The sequence below is a fragment of the Microbacterium sp. 4R-513 genome (genome assembly GCF_011046485.1).
In the GTDB taxonomy this organism is placed as follows: domain Bacteria; phylum Actinomycetota; class Actinomycetes; order Actinomycetales; family Microbacteriaceae; genus Microbacterium.
In genome coordinates this window covers 1502381-1521017 of the sequence record NZ_CP049256.1, presented here as the reverse complement: position 1 = coordinate 1521017, position 18637 = coordinate 1502381, and the positions used below count along the sequence as shown (strand labels likewise).

The 18637-nt window shown below is 71.1% G+C and carries 16 protein-coding genes; 3 read left to right on the top strand and 13 right to left on the bottom strand.

Features of this window, described 5'->3' with window-relative positions; translation table 11 throughout:
* Nucleotides 1-63: 63 nt before the first annotated feature.
* A complete protein-coding gene (locus tag G5T42_RS06650; protein WP_165127021.1) occupies nucleotides 64-849 on the bottom strand; it encodes a glucose 1-dehydrogenase in 786 nt (261 codons plus the stop codon).
* A 107-nt stretch (nucleotides 850-956) separates the two neighbouring features.
* Between G5T42_RS06650 and G5T42_RS06645 the strand changes: the two genes are divergently transcribed.
* On the top strand, nucleotides 957-1730 hold the full coding sequence (locus G5T42_RS06645; RefSeq protein WP_165127019.1) for an SDR family oxidoreductase: 774 nt from the start codon (nucleotides 957-959) through the stop codon (nucleotides 1728-1730).
* A gap of 60 nt (nucleotides 1731-1790) precedes the next feature.
* Here G5T42_RS06645 and G5T42_RS06640 read toward each other — a convergent pair whose 3' ends face one another.
* The 10 genes from G5T42_RS06640 to G5T42_RS06595 form a co-directional block, all read right to left on the bottom strand.
* A complete protein-coding gene (locus G5T42_RS06640) occupies nucleotides 1791-3386 on the bottom strand; it encodes a GMC oxidoreductase (protein WP_165127017.1) in 1596 nt (531 codons plus the stop codon).
* 17 nt (nucleotides 3387-3403) lie between these two features.
* Nucleotides 3404-4885, bottom strand: coding sequence for an MDR family MFS transporter (locus G5T42_RS06635; RefSeq protein WP_241245989.1), 1482 nt, complete (start codon nucleotides 4883-4885; stop codon nucleotides 3404-3406).
* Between the two features lie 159 nt (nucleotides 4886-5044).
* Complete coding sequence (locus G5T42_RS06630) at nucleotides 5045-6010, bottom strand: fumarylacetoacetate hydrolase family protein (RefSeq protein WP_165127013.1); 966 nt, start codon at nucleotides 6008-6010, stop codon at nucleotides 5045-5047.
* A complete protein-coding gene (locus G5T42_RS06625) occupies nucleotides 6007-7029 on the bottom strand; it encodes an amidohydrolase family protein (RefSeq protein WP_165127011.1) in 1023 nt (340 codons plus the stop codon). The genes G5T42_RS06630 and G5T42_RS06625 overlap by 4 nt, the downstream gene beginning before the upstream one ends.
* Nucleotides 7026-8159 (bottom strand): FAD-dependent monooxygenase, encoded by a 1134-nt coding sequence (locus tag G5T42_RS06620; protein WP_165127009.1) that lies wholly within the window; start codon nucleotides 8157-8159, stop codon nucleotides 7026-7028. The genes G5T42_RS06625 and G5T42_RS06620 overlap by 4 nt, the downstream gene beginning before the upstream one ends.
* A gap of 40 nt (nucleotides 8160-8199) precedes the next feature.
* The gene (locus G5T42_RS06615) at nucleotides 8200-9198 is read right to left on the bottom strand and encodes a cyclase family protein (protein ID WP_165127007.1); all 999 of its coding nucleotides are present in this window, start codon (nucleotides 9196-9198) and stop codon (nucleotides 8200-8202) included.
* A gap of 103 nt (nucleotides 9199-9301) precedes the next feature.
* Complete coding sequence (locus G5T42_RS06610; protein WP_165127005.1) at nucleotides 9302-10276, bottom strand: fumarylacetoacetate hydrolase family protein; 975 nt, start codon at nucleotides 10274-10276, stop codon at nucleotides 9302-9304.
* Between the two features lie 79 nt (nucleotides 10277-10355).
* The gene (locus G5T42_RS06605; protein ID WP_165127003.1) at nucleotides 10356-11375 is read right to left on the bottom strand and encodes a VOC family protein; all 1020 of its coding nucleotides are present in this window, start codon (nucleotides 11373-11375) and stop codon (nucleotides 10356-10358) included.
* Between the two features lie 106 nt (nucleotides 11376-11481).
* A complete protein-coding gene (locus G5T42_RS06600) occupies nucleotides 11482-12270 on the bottom strand; it encodes a hypothetical protein (protein ID WP_165127001.1) in 789 nt (262 codons plus the stop codon).
* Complete coding sequence (locus G5T42_RS06595) at nucleotides 12267-13298, bottom strand: Gfo/Idh/MocA family oxidoreductase (RefSeq protein WP_165126999.1); 1032 nt, start codon at nucleotides 13296-13298, stop codon at nucleotides 12267-12269. Before G5T42_RS06595 ends, G5T42_RS06600 begins: the two co-directional genes overlap by 4 nt.
* Before the next feature lie 107 nt (nucleotides 13299-13405).
* Between G5T42_RS06595 and G5T42_RS06590 the strand changes: the two genes are divergently transcribed.
* Both G5T42_RS06590 and G5T42_RS06580 read left to right on the top strand, forming a co-directional pair.
* Nucleotides 13406-14674 carry an ROK family protein gene (locus tag G5T42_RS06590; RefSeq protein WP_165126997.1) on the top strand — a complete coding sequence of 423 codons (1269 nt, stop codon included), beginning with the start codon at nucleotides 13406-13408 and terminating at the stop codon, nucleotides 14672-14674.
* 110 nt (nucleotides 14675-14784) lie between these two features.
* Nucleotides 14785-16224 (top strand): sugar phosphate isomerase/epimerase, encoded by a 1440-nt coding sequence (locus G5T42_RS06580; RefSeq protein WP_241245988.1) that lies wholly within the window; start codon nucleotides 14785-14787, stop codon nucleotides 16222-16224.
* A 51-nt stretch (nucleotides 16225-16275) separates the two neighbouring features.
* Here the strand turns inward: G5T42_RS06580 and G5T42_RS06575 are convergent, their stop codons facing one another.
* On the bottom strand, nucleotides 16276-17421 hold the full coding sequence (locus G5T42_RS06575) for a Gfo/Idh/MocA family oxidoreductase (RefSeq protein WP_165130120.1): 1146 nt from the start codon (nucleotides 17419-17421) through the stop codon (nucleotides 16276-16278).
* A gap of 124 nt (nucleotides 17422-17545) precedes the next feature.
* On the bottom strand, nucleotides 17546-18595 hold the full coding sequence (locus G5T42_RS06570; RefSeq protein ID WP_165126995.1) for a substrate-binding domain-containing protein: 1050 nt from the start codon (nucleotides 18593-18595) through the stop codon (nucleotides 17546-17548).
* Nucleotides 18596-18637: the final 42 nt, after the last annotated feature.

Here is an 18637-nt window from a genome sequence, read left to right as displayed (position 1 = left end):
CGGCGAGTTCGTACGTTCTCGACCGCGTCGGAAGGGACGGATGCCGCGGCTGGGCGATGCGCGTCAGTCCGAGACCAGGGTTCCGCCGTCGATGACGATGTTCTGGCCCGAGACGAACGCTCCCGCTGGAGAGGCCAGCCACACCACGGCACCCGCGACCTCGGCGGGCGTGCCGAAGCGGCCGAGCGGCGTCTTGGCCAGGCGCGCGGGAGCGGCGGCCGGGTCGTCGGTGATCGGCCGGGCGAAGTCCGTTGCGACGACGCCCGGCGAGATGGCGTTGGCCCGGATGCCGCGGGAGCCCCACTGCACCGCGAGGTTGCGCGCGAGCTGTGCGTTGGCCGCCTTCGTGACCCCGTAGCCCGCCAGCACGCGGTTGCCGCGGAGCCCGGCGATGCTCGACATGACGATGAAGCTCCCGCCGCCACCCTCGGCGATGAGAGGGAGCGTCACCTCGGCGAGCCGCGCAACGGACCGCACGTGCAGGTCGAACATCCTGTCGAGCCGCTCGGCCGAGTCTTCGGCGCCGGGCTCGTCGAGCGCGATCCCGGCGTTCGCGACGACCGTGTCGATGCGGCCGAACCGTTCGACGGTCATGCCGACGAGGGCGGCGAGGAACGAGGCATCCGTCACGTCGCCCGCGAAGCCGACGGCCTCGAGGCCCTGCGCGCGCAGCTCGCTCGCGGCGGCCTCAGGGCCGGAAGACGGAAGCCCCGCGACCACGACCTTCGCGCCGGCGGCGGCGAGCGCCTCGGCGGTCGCGCGTCCGATGCCCGTCGCCGCGCCGGTCACGATCGCAACCTGGCCCTCGCACGAGAAGAGCCGCGCGGGCGCGAGCGGGGAGCCGTCCATGCTCACATCATGCCCGCGTCCAGGCGGCTGCCGCCCTCGGTCTCTTCGATGCCGCGCATCAGCGATGGCGCATTCCGGGAGCCCCGGTCCGCCGCTAGCGTCGAGCCATGAGCAGTGCCGGCCATCCGGGCCTCGAGGGCCGAACGATCGTCGTGACCGGGGCGGGCGGAGGGCAGGGCGCCGCCGCAGCCCTCGTGCTGGCCGCCGCCGGTGCTCAGGTCATCGCGACGGATGTGACGGATACCCCGGCCCTCGACCTCGACGGCGTCGACTACCGCCGGCTCGACGTCACGGATGAGGCTGGCTGGGCGTCCCTGGGGCGATCGCTCGCCGACGACCTCGGTGATGAGCCGCTCCGCGGGCTCGTCAACAACGCCGGTATCACCCACCGCGCACGGCTCGGCGCAGTGGCCCGCGAGGATTGGGACCGCGTGCTCGCCGTCAACCTCACGGGGCCCCTGCTCGGCATCCAGGCGCTCGCCCCGCTGATGGGGAGCGGGTCGTCGATCGTCAACATCGGCTCCTCGGCGGCGCTCAACGGGCACTACCCGGTCGCATACACGACCTCGAAATGGGGGCTTCGCGGACTGACCCACGCCGCGGCGACCGAGCTCGGGCCCCGAGGCATCCGCGTGAATCTCGTTCATCCGGGCTTCATCGAGACGCCCATGACGGCCGGTGCGCCCCAGGCGATGCGCGAGGCGCAGCTCGCCCTGACGCCGCTCGAGCGGGTGGGGTCCGCGGACGAGGTCGCGCAGGTCGTGGCGTTCCTGTTATCGGATGCCGCGTCCTACCTCTCCGGCGCCGAGATCCCCGTCGACGGCGCGTTCACGTCGTCGGCCGGCGCGAAGTTCATGTCCGACCGCATCGCCGGGGGCTGACGCTCCTCGGGACGGGTTCGACCCTTCGACAAGCTCAGGGACCGGGGTGCGAGGCATCCGTCATCGAACGACCTGCTCTGCCGGTGCGGCGGACAGCTCCTCTGCGAGGCGCCGAGCACCGCGGACCGCGATGGCGACGCTCATGAGGGTCGGGTTCATCGTGTTCGCGGTCGGGATGAGGGCGTTGCCGCCGACGACGAGGTTGTCGAAGCCCCACACGTGCGACCACGGGTCGGCCACCGACGTGCCGTCGTCGGCCGGGCCCATGCGCATCGTGCCCATGTAGTGCAGGCTCGAGCCGTTCGGCAGCAGCCTCGGCTCGGCGACGAACGTGCCGAGCGCGGCGCCGGCACGGCGCACGCGCGCGTGGGCCTCGTCGAGCTCGGGCTGCTCGGCATCCGTCAGCGCGTACTCGATCGTCATGTTCGGGAAGCCGCGGTAGTCGAGCTCGTCGTCGTCGAACGTGACGCCGTCCTCGACGCGCGGGTGCTTGCGCACGCCGTAGCCCATGTTCACGTAGCCCCAGCGGTTGCCCGCAGCGGGGTGCGAGGGGTCGAGCTGGAACGGCGGGTTCTCGGCGTACATGACCTGGAGCGACAAGGGGTGCTGGGGCTCCGAGAACGGGATGCGGTTCACCGCGGCGACCGGGTCGGCGGCGTTGACCGCGCGGCGGGCGAGCTCCGTCTCGAACTCCTCCTGCGAGATCAGCGCCCCCATGCGCTCCTCGTCGAGGGCGACCGTCGTGATGACGACGTGGTGCTCCGTGAGGTAGCGTCCCAGGGCGCGGGGACGGATGCCGGAGGCCCAGAGCAGCTGCGGAGACCGGAAGGCGTCCGCGGCGACGACCACGGCATCGGCCGGGAAGAACGAGACCTCCTTCGTCCGCAGGTCCTCGATCGTGACGCCCGTGACCCGTCCGCCGTCGTGCTCGATCCGCCGCACGAGCGTGAGGTCCCGCAGCTCGAAGCGGGCGGACTCGGGGGTGCCCTCCTCGATGAGCGGACCGAGGACCGTGTTCGCACCGGCCCACACCATCGATCCGTCGGGCTGCGGGTCGCCGGCCACCGGCAGGGTGCCGACGCCGTAGCCCGGGGGCAGCTCGGCGCCGAACTCGTCGTCGAGGATCGAGCGGATCGCCGCTCCGATCGGCGAGTCCGCGAACGCCGCGCTCTGCGCGTGCAGCAGGCCCTCGGCGGTCGTGATGAGTTCGTCCCACTCCTCGTCGTCGATGAAGTCGACCTTCTCGCTGAAGGCCGGGCGCGGGATCGCGCACGTCCAGTGCGCGCCCTGTCCTCCGACGTTGGTCGCGGCCGCGACGGCCGGGAAGGTCGGCGCGTGCGCCGAGCCCTCACCCCCGAAGTCGAGCAGGTGCGTGCCCTGGCGGGCGGTGAACATCCCCTCGACCACGGCCCCCGCCGGGATGCCGAGGGTCTCGCGATAGGCGCCGGACTGAGGACCCTGCGACATCTCACGCGCGCGGGCCTTCTCCTCAGGGTCGGCGATGTTGCGGACGCTCTCGCCCGGGATCGCGGTGAGCTGCGGACCGGCCTCGAACATCACGACGCGCGCGTCGGGGTCGTTCTCGAGGATCGTGCGGGCGTAGGCCGACCCGATGGGTCCGCTTCCGACGATGGCGACGGTGGGGATGTGCGACATGGGAGTACCTCTTCTTGTCACGCGGTGACGGGTTCGGGTGCAGTCGCGGGCTCCGACTCGTTCGAGAGCCGGCCCGCAGGAAGGAGGATCGCGGCGACGATGCCGGCCGCGTAGACGATGGCGAGCGCCGCGAAGACCGGCGCGAAGACGCCGGAGTAGATCGCGGCGACCTGTGCCTGGACGTCGGGGGATGCCGCGTGCACGAGCTGGGGCGTGAGGGTCGAGGCATCCATCGACCCGGGCAGCCGCGCGGCGACGCCGAAGCCGATGACCCCGCCGATGATCGCGGTCGCGACGGTCGAGCCGACCTGGCGCACGAGGTTGACCGTCGCGGTGACCGAGCCGGTGTCGCGCCGGGGCGCGGCGCTCTGCACGACGGCGATGACGAGGCTCATGAACGCCCCGGTGCCGACGCCGACGACCGCCATGACGAGCATCGGCACCCAGAGGGGCAGCCCGGCAGGGAGCAGCGACATCGTGAAGAGGCCGGCGGCCCCCAGTGCCGTGCCCACGATGGGGTACACGCGATAGTGGCCGGTGCGGCTCACGAGCCAGCCGGATGCGAGGTTGGCCACCAGCATCCCGAACACCGTCGCGATGGGAACGAGGCCCGAGACGGTCGCACTCGTGCGGTACGCCATCTGGAAGTACGTCGGGAGGTACGCGGTGATCGAGAACAGCCCCACGCCGATGATCGCCGAGAGCGCGACGCCCGCCGCGACGGTGCGGTTCGCGAAGAGACGCAGGGGCACGAGCGGCTCCTTCGCGCGCAGCTCGATGAGGAAGAAGGCGGCGAACGCCATCGCCGCGACGGCGAAGCAGACGACGGATGCCGCGGCCAGCGCCGCGTCGCCGATCCAGGTGACCGCGAGCACGAGGGCGACCATCGCGATCGTGAAGCTCACCGAGCCGGCCCAGTCGAACCGACGGCGGCCGAAGCCGGCGATGTGTGGCACGGCGACGGTCGCGAGGACGAGCGCCGCCACCCCGAACGGGAGGTTGATCCAGAAGACCCACTGCCAGCCCCAGTAGTCCGTGATGAGACCGCCGACGACGGGGCCGATCAGGATCGCGATCGGGAAGGCCGCCCCGATGATCGCGAGGTACTTGGGCCGTTCCCGCGGGGTGGTGACCTCGGCGACGATCGTCTGCGACATCAGCTGGATGCCCGCCGAGCTCATCCCCTGCACTACGCGGGCGGCGATGAGCTGGGGCATGTCCTGCGCGAAGCCGCACCACAGCGACGCCGCGAGGAAGAACGTGAGCGACGTGAGGAAGACGCCGCGCGGGCCGATGGCGTCGCCCAGCTTGCCGATCACGGGGAGGAGGACGGTGCTGGCCAGCGTGTAGCCGACGACGACCCAGCTCATGTGCTCGAGGGCGCCCAGCTCGCCCGCGACGGTCGCGAGCGACGTCGAGACGATCGTGTGATCGAGGGCACCCAGCAGCGACACCGTCAGGAGGGAGACGATGAGGAGGCGGAGCCTCCACGGTGACATGCTCATACGCGCAAAGACCCGTACGACCGGGCGATCGACGCGACGGGATGTGCCCCTGCTGCGGCTTCGCCCCAGGGAACGGGCTCCTTGCGGGCCCCGACGTCACTGTCGATTCTATCCGATCTTTCGTTCCTTTTCAACCAAAGGCGGGATTCGGGATCAACGATGGCGGGCGCGCGAGCGCTCCCTGGCGCGGGGAAGAGCCGGCGGCTCGACGGCGGGCCCGACGGTGCCGACGAGCTCGCCGATGCCTTCCACCGTCATGCGCACCTCGTCGCCCTCACGCAGCGCGGGGAGGGTGGAGCCCCGCCCCCACAGCTCGCCGAGGCATCCGCCGTTGCCGACCGTGCCGCTGCCGAGCACGTCGCCGGCCACCACCCGGGCGTTGCGCGACGCGTACGCGACGAGCTCGCCGAAGGGCCAGCCCATGTTCGAGACGAGGTCCTCGCCGACGAGCTCGCCGTTGACGCGCACCTCGGCGCGGATCGCGAGGAAGCCGTCGGCGTCGAGGTACTGCTCGAGCTCATCGGCCGTGACGATCCACGGGCCGAGGGTCGTGCCGAAGTCCTTGCCCTTCGCCGGGCCCAGGCGCACCTTCATCTCGCGGGCCTGGACGTCGCGCGCCGACCAGTCGTTCATGATCGTGTACCCGAAGATTCGGGATGCCGCGTCCCCCGCCGTGAGGTTCGACTCGCCGACCCCCGGGGCGTTGCCGATCACGACGGCGATCTCGAGCTCGAAGTCGAGGCGCTCCGTGACGGGCGGGCTCACGGCGTCGCCGGGACCCAGAATGGTGTGCGGGTTCGTGAAGTAGAAGGTCGGCGCCTCGTACCACTCCGGAGCGACGAAGCTCTTTCCCTCGACGCCCGCGCTCACGCCCTCGACGTGCTCCTCGAAGGCCACGAAGTCGCGGACGGATGCCGGGACCACCGGCGCGAGCAGCCGCACCTCGGCGAGCGGGGTGCCGAACTCGTCCTTCACTCGCCCGAGGGCCGCGTGAACGGCATCCCGTCCTCCGGCCAGGATGTCGGCGACGGTCTGCCCGTCGGGGAACGGGACGACCCGTTCGTCGATGACGAACCCCTCGCCGACGCCTGCCGCGGCCTCCCAGCGCGCGATCTTCATGCGCGCACCCGCGTCTCGAGGAGCGCCTCGGCGTTGCCCGAGAGGATGCGCTGAGCCACGTCGGCCGGGAGTCCGGCCTCGCCGACGAAGGCGACGGGGTCGTCGAGACCCATGTCGAAGGGGAAGTCGCTGCCCAGGACGACCTGGCTCTCACCCGCCACGTCCACGAGCTGCCGGAGGGCGGCCGGGTCGTGCACGACCGTGTCGAACCACAGCTTGCGGAGATAGGTCGACGGCAGGTGCTCGCACTTCTGCGCCTCGGGCCGCACCCGCCACGCGCGATCGGACCGCCCGATCGCGAACGGCAGATACCCGCCGCCGTGCGCCGCGACGATCTTGAGACCCGGGTGCCGGTCGAGGACGCCGGCGAAGATCAGGTGCGAGAGAGCGACGGCGTTCTCCGCGGGCTGGCCGACCGTGTTCGCGAGGTAGAACCGGTCGAGCCGCTCGTCGAGGCTGCAGCCGAAGGGGTGGAGGAACACCACTGCTCCGAGCTCTTCGGCACGGGCCCAGAAGGGCTCGAGCCGCTCGTCCGAGAGCTCGACGTCGCCCGCGAACGACGAGATCTCGACGCCGGCGAGTCCGCGGCCGAGGACCGCGTCGTCGAGGCACTCGAGGATCCGCGACGGATGCTGCAGCGGCACGAGCCCGAGGCCCGTGAGGCGGTCCGGGGCCTGCGCGACGTGCTCCGCGATGAGCCGGTTGGCCTCCGAGGCGATCCACACCCCGAGACCCTCGGGCGCCCACGGATAGAAGTGGTTCGGCGACGCGCTCACCCACTGCCGCTCGACGCCCTGGGCGTCCATCGCCGCGAGGCGCTCGGCGACCGAAGTGAGCTTGGGCACGCGGGCGCCGACCATCGGGCCCGAGACCGCCTGGCTCTCCGCGCCGTTGCGGCGGAGGTCCAGGGCCGCCGCCTCGGCGACCCCCTCGGGGGCTCGGCGCTCGACCTCGGCGTGCAGCGACGGCAGCAGGACGTGGGCGTGGACGTCTGTGACGCCCGTCGTGATCCCGCTCATGCGGGCTGCGCCATCTGCTGGGCGATGCCGAAGATCAGGCCGCCGGCGTCCGCATCGCGGTCTCCGTCGATCTGCCACTGCCCGAGCTGGACGGATGCCTCGACCACGGCCTTCGCGCGCGGCAGCCGACGGGCGTGGAACTCGTCCCACAGCGCCTGGTCGACGGCATCCCGCGTCGTCAGCAGCTCGGTGAGGACGAGGGCGTCCTCGAGGCCCTGCGCCGCGCCCTGCGCGATCGTCGGAGGGCAGCTGTGCGCGGCGTCGCCGATGATCACGACGCGGCCGCGGTTCCACGGCGCATCGACGATGTGCTTCGTGAACCACGTGTAGTTGGCGTGGGCGCCGTTCTCGAGATCGGTACGGATCGAGTTCCACGGCCCGTCGTAGGCGCGCGACTCCTCGAGCATGATGCGGGTCGCATCTTCGTCGCTGACGCCGAAGCGGTCCTGCGCCTTCTCGACCAGGAACGCGTACATCGAGTCCTCGCCGGTCGGGGTGTATCCGGCGATGTAGACCGGGCCGCCGTAGTAGAGCTCGCTGCGCTCGACCTCCGCGGGGCGCGAGACGAACGAGCGCCAGATGCCCATGCCGGTCGGCTCGGGCTTCTGCTCGATGCCGATGAGCTCGCGCACTGTCGAGTTGAGTCCGTCGGCGCCGATGACGAGGTCGTAGCGGCCGGCGGACGCGTCGTCGACGAAGACCACGACGCCGTCGTCGGTCTGCTCGAGGCCCGTGATCCTCTTGCCGAAGAGCAGGTTCGCCCCCGCCTTCTGCGCGTGCTCGAGGAGGATCCGGGCGAGTTCGGGCCGAGGCATCCCCATCGCCGACGGGTAGTCGGGACCACCGGTCTTGACGTCCGGAAGCTGCGCGACGATCGGCGCACCGGGGCCGGGCGCGCGCAGGTTGAGTCCCTCGAAGGGGTAGCCGGCCGCGCGGATGTCGTCCCACGCGCCGAGTGCGTCGAACACCCGGAGCGCGTTGCCCTGCAGCGAGATGCCCGATCCGAGGGCGCTCACCTCGGACTTGGCCTCGAAGAGATCGACCTCGACGCCGGCCTTGGCGAGCTGGATGGCGGCGGCGAGTCCCGCGACGCCGCTTCCGGCGATGGCGACCTTGCGAACTGCGGTCATGTCAGAACCTCCCTGTTCTGGTTCATCTGATTTCGGGTGCCTAGAGGACGGCTACGGGGTTGACGGGGGATCCGACCGCTCCTGTGATCGGAAGCGTCGGCGCGGCGAGGAAGAAGTCGTACCGGCCGAGGCGCGCGCACGTCTCGGCGAGCTCGTCGAGGTCCCACATCTCGCCGATCGACAGTCCCATGTTGGGGATGACGACCTGGTGCAGCGGCTGGAAGGACGGCACGTCGAACTCGTTCGGCCGCACCTCGAACCCCCACGTGTCGGTCGCGATGCCGGCGATCTCGGTGCGGTGGAGCCACCCGGCCGTGGTGAGCGACAATCCGGCGGCGGAGCCTCCCGCGTACCCGTTCCAGCCCTCACGGCGGGTGCGGGTGTACCGGCCGGTCCGCACGACGACGATGTCGCCGCGGCCCACCCGACTGGACGGCCCCTGCGCGGCGATCGTGGCATCCAGGTCGGCCGCGGAGATCGCGTACCCGTCCTCCAGCTCGCCGGTGTCCGGGCTCAGGTGCGCGGCGACGTCGAGGAGGACGCCGCGCGTGACGAACGCCGTCCGGGTGTGCTCGATGCCGGTGACGAGGTCGCCGTCGCTCGTGACGACGTCGCCCGCCCGGCGGCCGTTCCACGCGTTCCCATGATCGAAGATGTGGCCGAGGCCGTCCCACTGCGTCGAACACTGGAGCGGCATCGCGATGACGTCGTCCGCGCCGCCGATGCCGTGCGGGAATCCCTGACTGCCGCGCTCGGCGTCGGTGCCGGTGTCGGTCATGGTGTGCACGGGGTTCGTGCGGCGTCGCCAGCCGGACTGCGGCCCGTCGGTGTCGAAGGGCTGAGAGAGCGAGATGACGATGCCGTCGGTGACGAGGGATGCCGCGTCCACGCGCTTGGCCGCATCGATGAAGTTGAGCGTGCCGAGGCGGTCGTCATCGCCCCACCGGCCCCAGTTGCGGTAGGCCTCGGCGCGCGCCGCGATCTCGGCCTCGGGGTTCTGCCGGTCGAGGTCCGCGGGGTTCTCGGAGGGCGTGGTCATGTCAGGTTCTCCTTCGCCGTGGCGAGCATGTCCCGAATTGGGTCGGTGAGGAGGCCGCTGAGCGGCGCATTTCGGGACATGCGGGAAGGGAAGTGGGACTCCATCAGACCGCGGGGCCTTCCGCGAGGCAGCGGACGACCTGAGTGCCGAGGCCCTCGATGGTCCCCGTCATGACGTCGCCGTCGCGCAGGAACCGCTTCCAGTGCTGGCCGTTGCCCGGAGGGCTCCCGGTCAGCAGCAGGTCGCCGGGCAGCAGCGCCTGCGTCTGCGAGGCGGTCGAGATGAGGGCGGCGATGCCGAAGAGGAGGTCGCTCGTCGAACCGTTCTGCATCGTCTCGCCGTTGAGGTCGAGACGGACCGCGACGTTCGATCCGTCGACGAACGGCGCGGGCACGAGGAACGGACCCGTCGGAAGGAAGCCCGGCGCGTTCTTGGCGCGGTACCAGTCGGTGCCGATCTCCTTCATGTCCTTGCGGAACACGAGGTCACGCGTCGTGATGTCGTTGACGATCGTGTACCCCGCGACGTGGTCGAGGGCCTCTTCGCGCGAGACGCGGAACGCCTCGGTGCCGATCACGATCGCGAGCTCGAGCTCCCAGTCGTGCACCTCGCTGTACGAGGGCAGGACGAGGGGGACGTCGTCGCCGACGACGACCGTCGGCAGGCCGATGAAGAAGTAGGGCTCGCCGTTCGCGGCGCGGTCGTCCATCATCTTCGCGGCGAAGGCGCGCGCCTCCTCGGGCGTGCGGCTGCTGTCCTGCGTCAGACCCGCGACGACGAGCTCGATGACGTGCTCCCGGTAGTTCGCGCCCGCCTGCAGCACCTGGCGCGGCTCGACGGGAGCCGTCAGCACGACGTCGGCCAGCGGCATCCACCGCCCCTCGGCGGACTCGGCCAGCGCCCGCAGGCGCTGCCAGTCGGGGTGGGCGAGGAAGGCGTTGAGGTCGGGGGCGCCCAGGTCGTCCGCTGAGAGCGGGCGGATGCGCTCGCCCGCGACGAGCCCCAGACGCACGGAATCGCCGTCGCGGAATCGTGCGAGGGCGAAAGGAGCGGTCAGTCCGGCTGACGTCGTCGTCATGTGTCCTCCGAGTTCGTGGTGTCGAACGTGGTGCGAGGGCGGGGATGCCCTTCAGGAAGCATCCCCGCCCTCGAGCCTGTCAGCCCTGGCCCTGCTTGGCGTAGGGGTTGAGCAGAGCGTCGCGGATCTCGTCCGGCACGCCCTCCTCCGTCGCCGACGGACCGTCGGCCGGCGGGAACGACTCCGTCATCGACATCGGCATGACGCTGTTGCGGTAGAAGTTGTTCGATCCCTGCGACGGACGCCAGGTGTTGGCCTCCCAGTCCGGCACGTAGTTGCGGTACCCGCCGGTGTTCAGCTCGATGCGCAGCGACGAGGGTTCGCGGTAGTAGAGGAAGTTCTGCTCGCCGATGCCGTGGATCGACGGACCGTACTCGATCGGGTAGCCGTTCTCGCCGAGGATGTCGGCCGCGATGAGCAGCTCCTCGCGGGTGTCGACCCAGAAGGCGTAGTGGTTCACGCGGCCGGCGCGGGTCGAGCCGTCGAGCACGACGCCGAGGTCGTGCGACTTCTCGTTGGTCGTGAGCACCGAGAAGACCGAGATGGGGGCCTCGTCGAGCACTGTGCGGGCCATGAAGCGGAAGCCGAGCACGTCGACGTACCACTTGACGAAGGCGTCGACGTCGCTCGTCGCGACCGTCACGTGGTCGAGCTGGCGCGGGGCGCCCGCGACCTTGCTGCGGCGCGACGGACGGTCGGGGTAGATCGACGCCGCGTCGCCCTCGGTGTCCTTGTGGCGCGTGACGTCCCAGTGGAGCGTCAGCGTGTGGCCGAACGGGCCGGTGAAGCGGTACGCGCGGCCGATCTTGTGCACGTCGACCCACTCGCCCTGGACGCCCGCGGCCTCGATGCGCTTGACCGCCTCCTCGAGAGCCTCGGGGCTCGAGGTTCGCCACGCGGCGGTGTCGAGCGAGGGCTCGTCACCCGGCAGCACCACGACGGAGTAGGCGTAGTAGTCGCCCCAGCAGCGCAGGTAGACGGCGCCGTCCACGCGGTCCACGACCGTGAGTCCGACCTGGTTGACGTAGAAGTCGACGGATGCCTCGACATCCGGTGACGTGATCGCCACGTACGACAAGTGCGAGAGCAGCTTGATCATCTTCGATCCCTTTCGGTGAGTCATCGGGGTTATCCCGTCAACAACTTTCGTCGGAGACCGGCATATCGGGGAACGGCATATCGCCTATCAGCCGGATCAGCGATGTTTATGAAGTGGATGCCTCGGCCCGTACCGCGGCGCCGCCTCGCAGGATCGCCTCGGCGAGCGTGCGGTCACGCGCGAACTCGGCGACATCCGGGGGCGCCTGGCCGGTCTGGACGGCCGCGGCGCGGCGGAGGGCTAGGCGCTGCGGACTCTCGAACCGCGTCGGCCAGATCCGGCGGGACGAGGCATCCGTCGCCGCGAAGCGCACGTCCTGGTCTTCGATCTCGAGCTCCAGGAGGGTCTCCCCCAGCGCCGTGACCCGCAGCCGCCCGTCGGGCGGCGCACCCGTCGACGTCGCGACGACGAGAGAGACGGATGCCGCGCCCCCCGCCTCGATCAGCGCCATGCCGCGGCCGCCGGTGAATCGCGCGGACTGTACCTCGAGCTGCTCACCGGCGAACAACCGGCTCCAGCCCAGGGCTTCGGCGAGGGCGGCTTCGAGCGCAGGTGCCGGCGCGTGGCACTCGACGACGATCGCCGATGGGGGCCGGGCCGCGGACCGCGCCTCGACGACCTCGGACGCGAGGTCCGGCCGCACAAGCGGGCGCTCGAGGACGATCGGGAGGTCGGCGACGGCGGCGAGCACCTCGGCGGGAGCGGCGCGCGGCCGGCTGACGACGACCGCGACCGCACCGGCAGACAGCGCACCGCCGACGTCGTTCCACCACCGCCCGGCTCCGTCGAGGACGACGACGGCGCCTTCGGGCGACGCAGCGACGGCGGCCGTCGCGGGCAGTTCGGCGATCGCGCCGCGGTAGCGATCGAGCGAGGTGAACACAGGCACGCTCATGCCGACGCCTCCACGAGTCGCGACGCCTCATCGGCGAGCCGCAGGGCGTAACGGACGTCGTCGAGCAGCTCCTCGTACTCGACCGGCTCCCCGCTCTCGAGCAGCTCGGCGAGCGCCCGCCATTCCGCGACGTACCCGTCGGACTCTTCGCGCGGATAGTTCGTGTCGCGGCCGTCGACGGCGCGGAGCCGCACGGCGGCACTCCCCGCATGGACGAAGGCCGGCGGGAAGGTGACGTCCAGCCGATCGCGATCGGTCGTGACGGTCAGCCGCCACAGCGCGTCGGCGCCGTCGGGACGCATGACGGTCGTGAGCTGCACGGGCACGCCGCTCGCGATGTACCCCACCGCGTAGCCCACGGGTGCCAGCGCCCGGGCGAAGACGACTCGCTCGAATTGGGGGGCGAGGTCGCGGACGAGCGGGATGTCGTGGATGGCGAGGCCCGTCAGGAGTGCACGCACGACGCCGGCCGCGATCACCGGGTTCGTGAGGTCTGCCGGCGGCCGTCCCGGCGAGGGTTCGAAGGCCTCCGTCACGACGTCGTGGTACCGGCCGTTGGGCGGCAGGGCGAGGGTCACCGAGATGGACACGACCGGCCCGCCGGAGGTCGAGAGGTGGTGCCGGGCCCTCCCCCACGCGGGGTCGTAGTAGTGGTTCGTCCCGACGACGAGGGCGACGCCGGCGCGGCGACATGCGTCGATCGCCCCCTCGGCGCCGGCGATGGTCGTCGCGATCGGCTTCTCGCACAGGATGGCGCGCTTGCCCGCCGCGACGCTCGCCAGGATCTGCTCGTCGTGCTCGGCCGGCGGACTGCAGATCGCGACGACCTCGACAGCCGGATCGGCGAGCAGCTCCTCGATGCCGGCCGACGAGCGCGCACCCGTGCGAGCTGCAAGCGAAGCGGCTCGGCCGCTCCCGGCATCCGTCACGTGGACGACTCGGAAGTCGTCTGCGAGACGCGCGACGGTGGGCAGGTGGAGCGCCGCAACACCCGGCCCCGCCCCCATCACGCCCACTCCGTGAGGCATCTTCGCCCTCCCTCGCTTATGCGGAAAGAGTACATAAGTTTTCATCGCTGTGACGATAGATGTGCCCAAATGAACACAGGTTCATCGAGCTTGTGTCAGAATCTGCTATGGCCAAGGAGTCCACACTGCGCTTCGGCGCCCAGACCGACGAAGTGACGAGCCTGCTGCGCATCGTCAACATGGTGCGCACCCACGAGGCATCCACGCGTCCCGAGATCGGCCGCGTGACGGGCCTCGGCCGCGGCGTCGTGACGCAGCGCGTCGACCAGGCGATCGACATGGGCTTCCTCGAGGACGGCGAGTTCGGTCCCTCCTCCGGCGGCCGCGCGCCCCGCACTCTCCGCTTCCGCAGCGAGCGGGGCCGCATCGTCGTCTGCGCCCTGGGAGCCCTGCACATCCACGTGGGCGTCGCGCTGCTCGAGGGCGACATCATCGACCAGACGCACCGCGCATGGGACATCTCGCGCGGGCCGGCGGAGACCCTCGACACGGCGATGGCGATGCTCGACGAGCTGCTCGAGCGCACCCCCGATGTGCCCGTCTGGGGCGTCGCGGTGGGCGTGCCCGGCCCCGTCGACTTCCTGACCGGCCGCCCCGTCGCGCCGCCGATCATGCCGGGGTGGAACGGCTTCGACGTCCGGCGCAAATTCGAGCAGCGCTACAGCGCGCCCGTCTGGGTCGACAACGACGTCAACCTCCTCGCCCTCAACGAGCGCGCGCGCCGGCGCGACGAGCACGCCGACCTCATCTACTGCAAGATCGGCACGGGCATCGGCGCGGGACTCCTCTCGCAGGGGCGCCTGCACCGAGGCGCGAACGGCGCCGCGGGCGACATCGGACACGTGCGCGTCCGCGACTCGGATGTGCCGTGCCGATGCGGGAAGATCGGATGCCTCGAGGCCGTCGCCGGCGGGTGGGCACTCGTCCGCGACGCCGAGCAGGCGATCGCGGACGGGGCGACCGGATACCTCGCGCGCGCTGCCGCGGAGGGCGAGACCATCACGCCGGAGCGGATCTCGATGGCCGCCGAGGACGGAGACGCCGTCGCGATCGCGCTCGTGCAGCGGTCCGCGCGGGTCATGGGCGAGTCGATCGCCGCCCTCGTCAACATGTTCAATCCGAGCACGATCGTCGTGGGCGGGGCCGTCCCCGCCGCCGGCGAGATCTTCCTGGCCGAGGTGCGGCACCGCGTGTACGAACTGTCGCTCCCCCTGGCGACGCGCGACCTCACGATCGCCCAGTCCGTGAACGACGTGCGGGAGCCGCTGCGCGGCGGCGCCGAGATGGTGCGGGAGCAGCTCTTCGACGCGACCTTCCCGCGGTGGTTCGCGGACGGTCGCCCGACCGTCGAGGGCATCTTCGCCGTGGCCGCCTGAAACACTTCTTCCGCTTTTCGACAAAAGCGTGTAGCTTCCTGTCTCAAGCTCCGAGACACGAGGAAGTGTGCCCCATGTCCGCATCCGTCCGCCTCCGCGGGGAGTAGCCCGTGCCGCTCCCGATCCTGCTGCCCGACGCGCTGTCGTCGACCGAGTCCGGCTTCGCCCTCCGCGTCAGCCTCCCCTGGATCCGCTCCCTTCCGCTCGCGAGCGTGACCGACCTCGCCGTGTCGATCGACGGCGAGCCCGTCGACATCGTCGTGGCGCTCGAACGGCACCGCGTCGCGCCGTCGGCGCTCGCCTTCGAGTCCGGCTGGTGGTTCCTGCAGGACCGGCTCACGCTCGAAGGGAGACGGATGCTGCGCCCCGGCGCCCACGACGTGACGGTGTCGTTCACGCTGGTCGTTCCGTACCTCCAGGCCGGCCCCGATGGTCCGCTGACGCTGCCCTTCCGCGCCGATGCCGCCCTCACCCTCGACGCGCCGCCGCAGGCACCCGCCTCGGTCGTGGACCGAGCGGAGCGGGAGGAACCGCCGCGGATCGACGAGGAAGCGCCCTCCTCCGCGTGGGACCTCGGCGCGAGCGCCTTCAACTGGACTCCCGAGGTGATCCGCGCCGTCCGGCCCGCCACCGACCTCGCCCTCGGCATCGTCGAGGACGGCGTCTCATCGACGATCGAGATCGAGCCCGGTCAGCTGTGGCGCTCGTTCCCCGAGCCGTCCGCGAGCGAGGTGGATGCCTTCCGCTCGCGGATGGAAGCCGTCGGCGGCACCGTGAGCATCCTCGGCGGGAGCCTCGACGACTGGGCGCTGCCGGCCCGGCGACGGAGCGTCGACGAGCGCGTCGCGTTCCTCGAGCCGCAGCTGCGCGCCGCGGCCCTCCTCGGAGCCCGAGGTGTGCGGGTGCCGTTCGGCCAGGCGGGTCCGGAGCTGCTGCGGCGACTCCAGCCCGTCCTCGCCGAGCACGACGTCGTGCTGTACGAGGAGATCCAGGGACAGCAGACGCTCGACGTGCCGGCGATCGCCGAGAACCTGGAGGTGCTCCACGCACTCGACGACCCGCGCATCCGCGTGCTCATCGACATCAGCATGCTGATGCCGTCGCTTCCGCCGAGCTACCTCGACGAGCTGCGCGAGGGCGGCGTGGCCCCCGCCCTCGTCGAGCGGTTGGACACCGCCTGGCGGGAGCCGGAGACGCACGCGGCCGTCATCTCGGCGCTCCGCGGAGGAGACGTTCCGCCCGCCGTGCACACGCTGTTCATGAACCTCCTGATCCGCTTCGGGCGATCGACGGTGGCCGACATCGAGCCGCTTCTGCCGCTCACCGCCGGGGTGCACCTCAAGTTCTGGGACCTCGACGACGCCGACGGCCGGGTCTCGCGGCCCATCGCCGACATCGGCACGGCGCTGCAGCGCGTCGGCTTCACGGGCACGCTGACGAGCGAGTGGGGCGGCCACGAGTGGCTCGACGACGACTCCGCCACGATGACCCGCGCGCACCTCGCCCTCGCCAGGACGGCGCTGGCCGGGGCATCCGTCACCGTCGCCTGAGCGGCGCGCGGCGTTCGACCCTTCGACAAGCTCAGGGGCCGGAGGGCGGGCTCAGCTGTCGGTGGGGGTCCAGGCACTGCCGTCGTCGGAGCTGCGTTCCACCGCGGCGAGGACGCGCTGGATGTGCAGGCCGTCCTCGAACGACGGCTCGGGCTGAGAGCCCTCGGCGATCGCCGTGACGAAGTCCGCCACCTGGTGGCTGAAGCCGTGCTCGTACCCGAGCATGTGCCCCGTCGGCCACCACGGCGCGAGGTACGGGTGGTCGTGCTCGGTCACGAGGATGCGGCGGAAGCCGAGCTCCGTCCCGGGCGCCGTCGCGTCGTAGAAGCCGAGCTCGTTCATGCGCTCGAGGTCGAACGACAGGGCGCCGAGCGACCCGGCGATCTCGATGCGGAGCGCGTTCTTGCGGCCGGTGCGGAACCGGGTGGCCTCGAACGACGCCAGAGCGCCTGACGAGAGCCGTCCCGTGAAGAGCGCCAGGTCGTCGACGGTCACGGCGCCCCGCTCCTCGCGTGCCGTGCCCGACAGCCCCACGCCTTCGCCGAGCAGCGGGCGCTCGGCCACGATCGTCTCGAGGATTCCCGAGACGGTCTCGACCCGCTGCCCCGTGATGTATTCGGTGAGGTCGATCGCATGGGCCCCGATGTCGCCGAGGGCGCCCGAACCGGCGCGCTCCTTCTGCATGCGCCACGTGAGCGGCGCCTCGGCGTCCATCAGCCAGTCCTGCAGGTACTCCGCCCGCACCTGGCGGATCTCGCCGATCCGCCCCGCGGCGACCAGGTCGCGCGCGAAGGTGGCGGCGGGGACCCGGCGGTATGTGAAGCCGACCATCGACCGCACGCCGCGGGCAGCGGCGCGGGACGCGGCATCCGTCATCGCCTCGGCTTCGGCCACCGTGTTGGCCAGGGGCTTCTCGCACAGGACGTGCTTGCCGGCCTCGAGCGAGGCGATCGCGATCTCGGCGTGCGTGTCGCCCGGCGTGACGATGTCGATGACGTCGACGTCGTCACGGGCGATGACCTCGCGCCAGTCGGTCGCGGTCTCGCGCCAGCCCCACTTCTCGGCCGCGGCGGCGACGGCCGCGGCATCCCGCCCCACGACGACGTCCATCGACGGCGACAGGGGCAGATCGAAGAAGCGCGGGGCGACGCGCCAGCCCTGCGAATGCGCGGCGCCCATGAAGCCGTAGCCGATCATGGCGACGCTCAGAGCGCGGGGGGTCGAAGTCTCTTCGGTGGTCACGGCGGTGTGTCCTCTCGCGGGAAGGAGCCGAGGTGCCCGCCTCCCCCGCGGGCACCCCGGCACGATCAGTGTCGGACGGTCAGGACTCGAACGCCAGGTCGTAGTACTGGTCGACGTTCTCCTTCGTCACGACAGGAGCGTCCAGCACGATGCGGTTCGGAACGCTCGGCGTCACGATGTCGCTCAGCGTCTTGCTCTGCGCGATGAGACGGGCCAGGGCGATGCCGTCGGCCGCCTGCGTCGACGGGTAGATGACCGTCGCCTTGAGCACCGAGTCGTCGGCCTTGATCGCGTCCATGGCGTTCTTCGACCCCGCGCCGCCCATCATGAAGAACTCGTTGCGGCCGGCGGCGTCGATCGCGGCGAGGACGCCGACGCCCTGGTCGTCGTCGTGGTTCCAGATGGCGTCGATGTGCGGGTTGGCCGAGAGGAGCTGGGATGCCGCGGCCTCCCCGCCCTGCACCGTGAAGTCGGCCGCGACCCGGGCGCTCACCTCGAGGCCGCAGTCGTCGAGGGCGTCGGCGAAGCCCTTCGACCGGTCCTGCGTGAGGGGGAGCGAGTCGATGCCGGCGATCTCGGCGACAATGGCGTCGGGCTTGTCGCCGAGCTGCTCGCAGATGTACGTGCCGGCCGAGACGCCCATGCCGTAGTTGTCGCCCAGAATCGTGCTGCGGGCGGCGAAGGGGCTCGAGAACTCGCGGTCGACGTTGATCACCGGGATGCCCGCCTGCATCGCCTTGATCGCGACCTCGGTGAGCGCCGCCCCGTCGGTCGGGAGCAGGACGATGGCGTCGACCTTGTCGTTGATGAACGTCTCGACAGCGGCGATCTGCGCGCTCGCGTCGTTGGTGCCCTCCGCGATCTTCAGCTCGACGTCGTCGAAGCTGTCGGCCGCCGCCTGCGCGCCGGAGTTGATCGCGCCAAGCCAGCCGTGGTCGGCGGCCGGCCCCGAGAAGCCGATCGTGACGGTGTCGCCGCTCGCCTGGTTCTCGTCGCTCGTCGTGCCCTGGTCGACGACGTTCTCGCTGTCTCCGCCGTTGTCCGTGCAGCCCGCCAGCAGTCCGACCGCTGTGAGGGCCACGATGCCTGCGACGAAGGTCCGGGCACCCGCCTTCCGAAGTGAACGCATGCTTCCTCCTTGAATGTGATGCAGTTCCTCAGCGCACGGGGC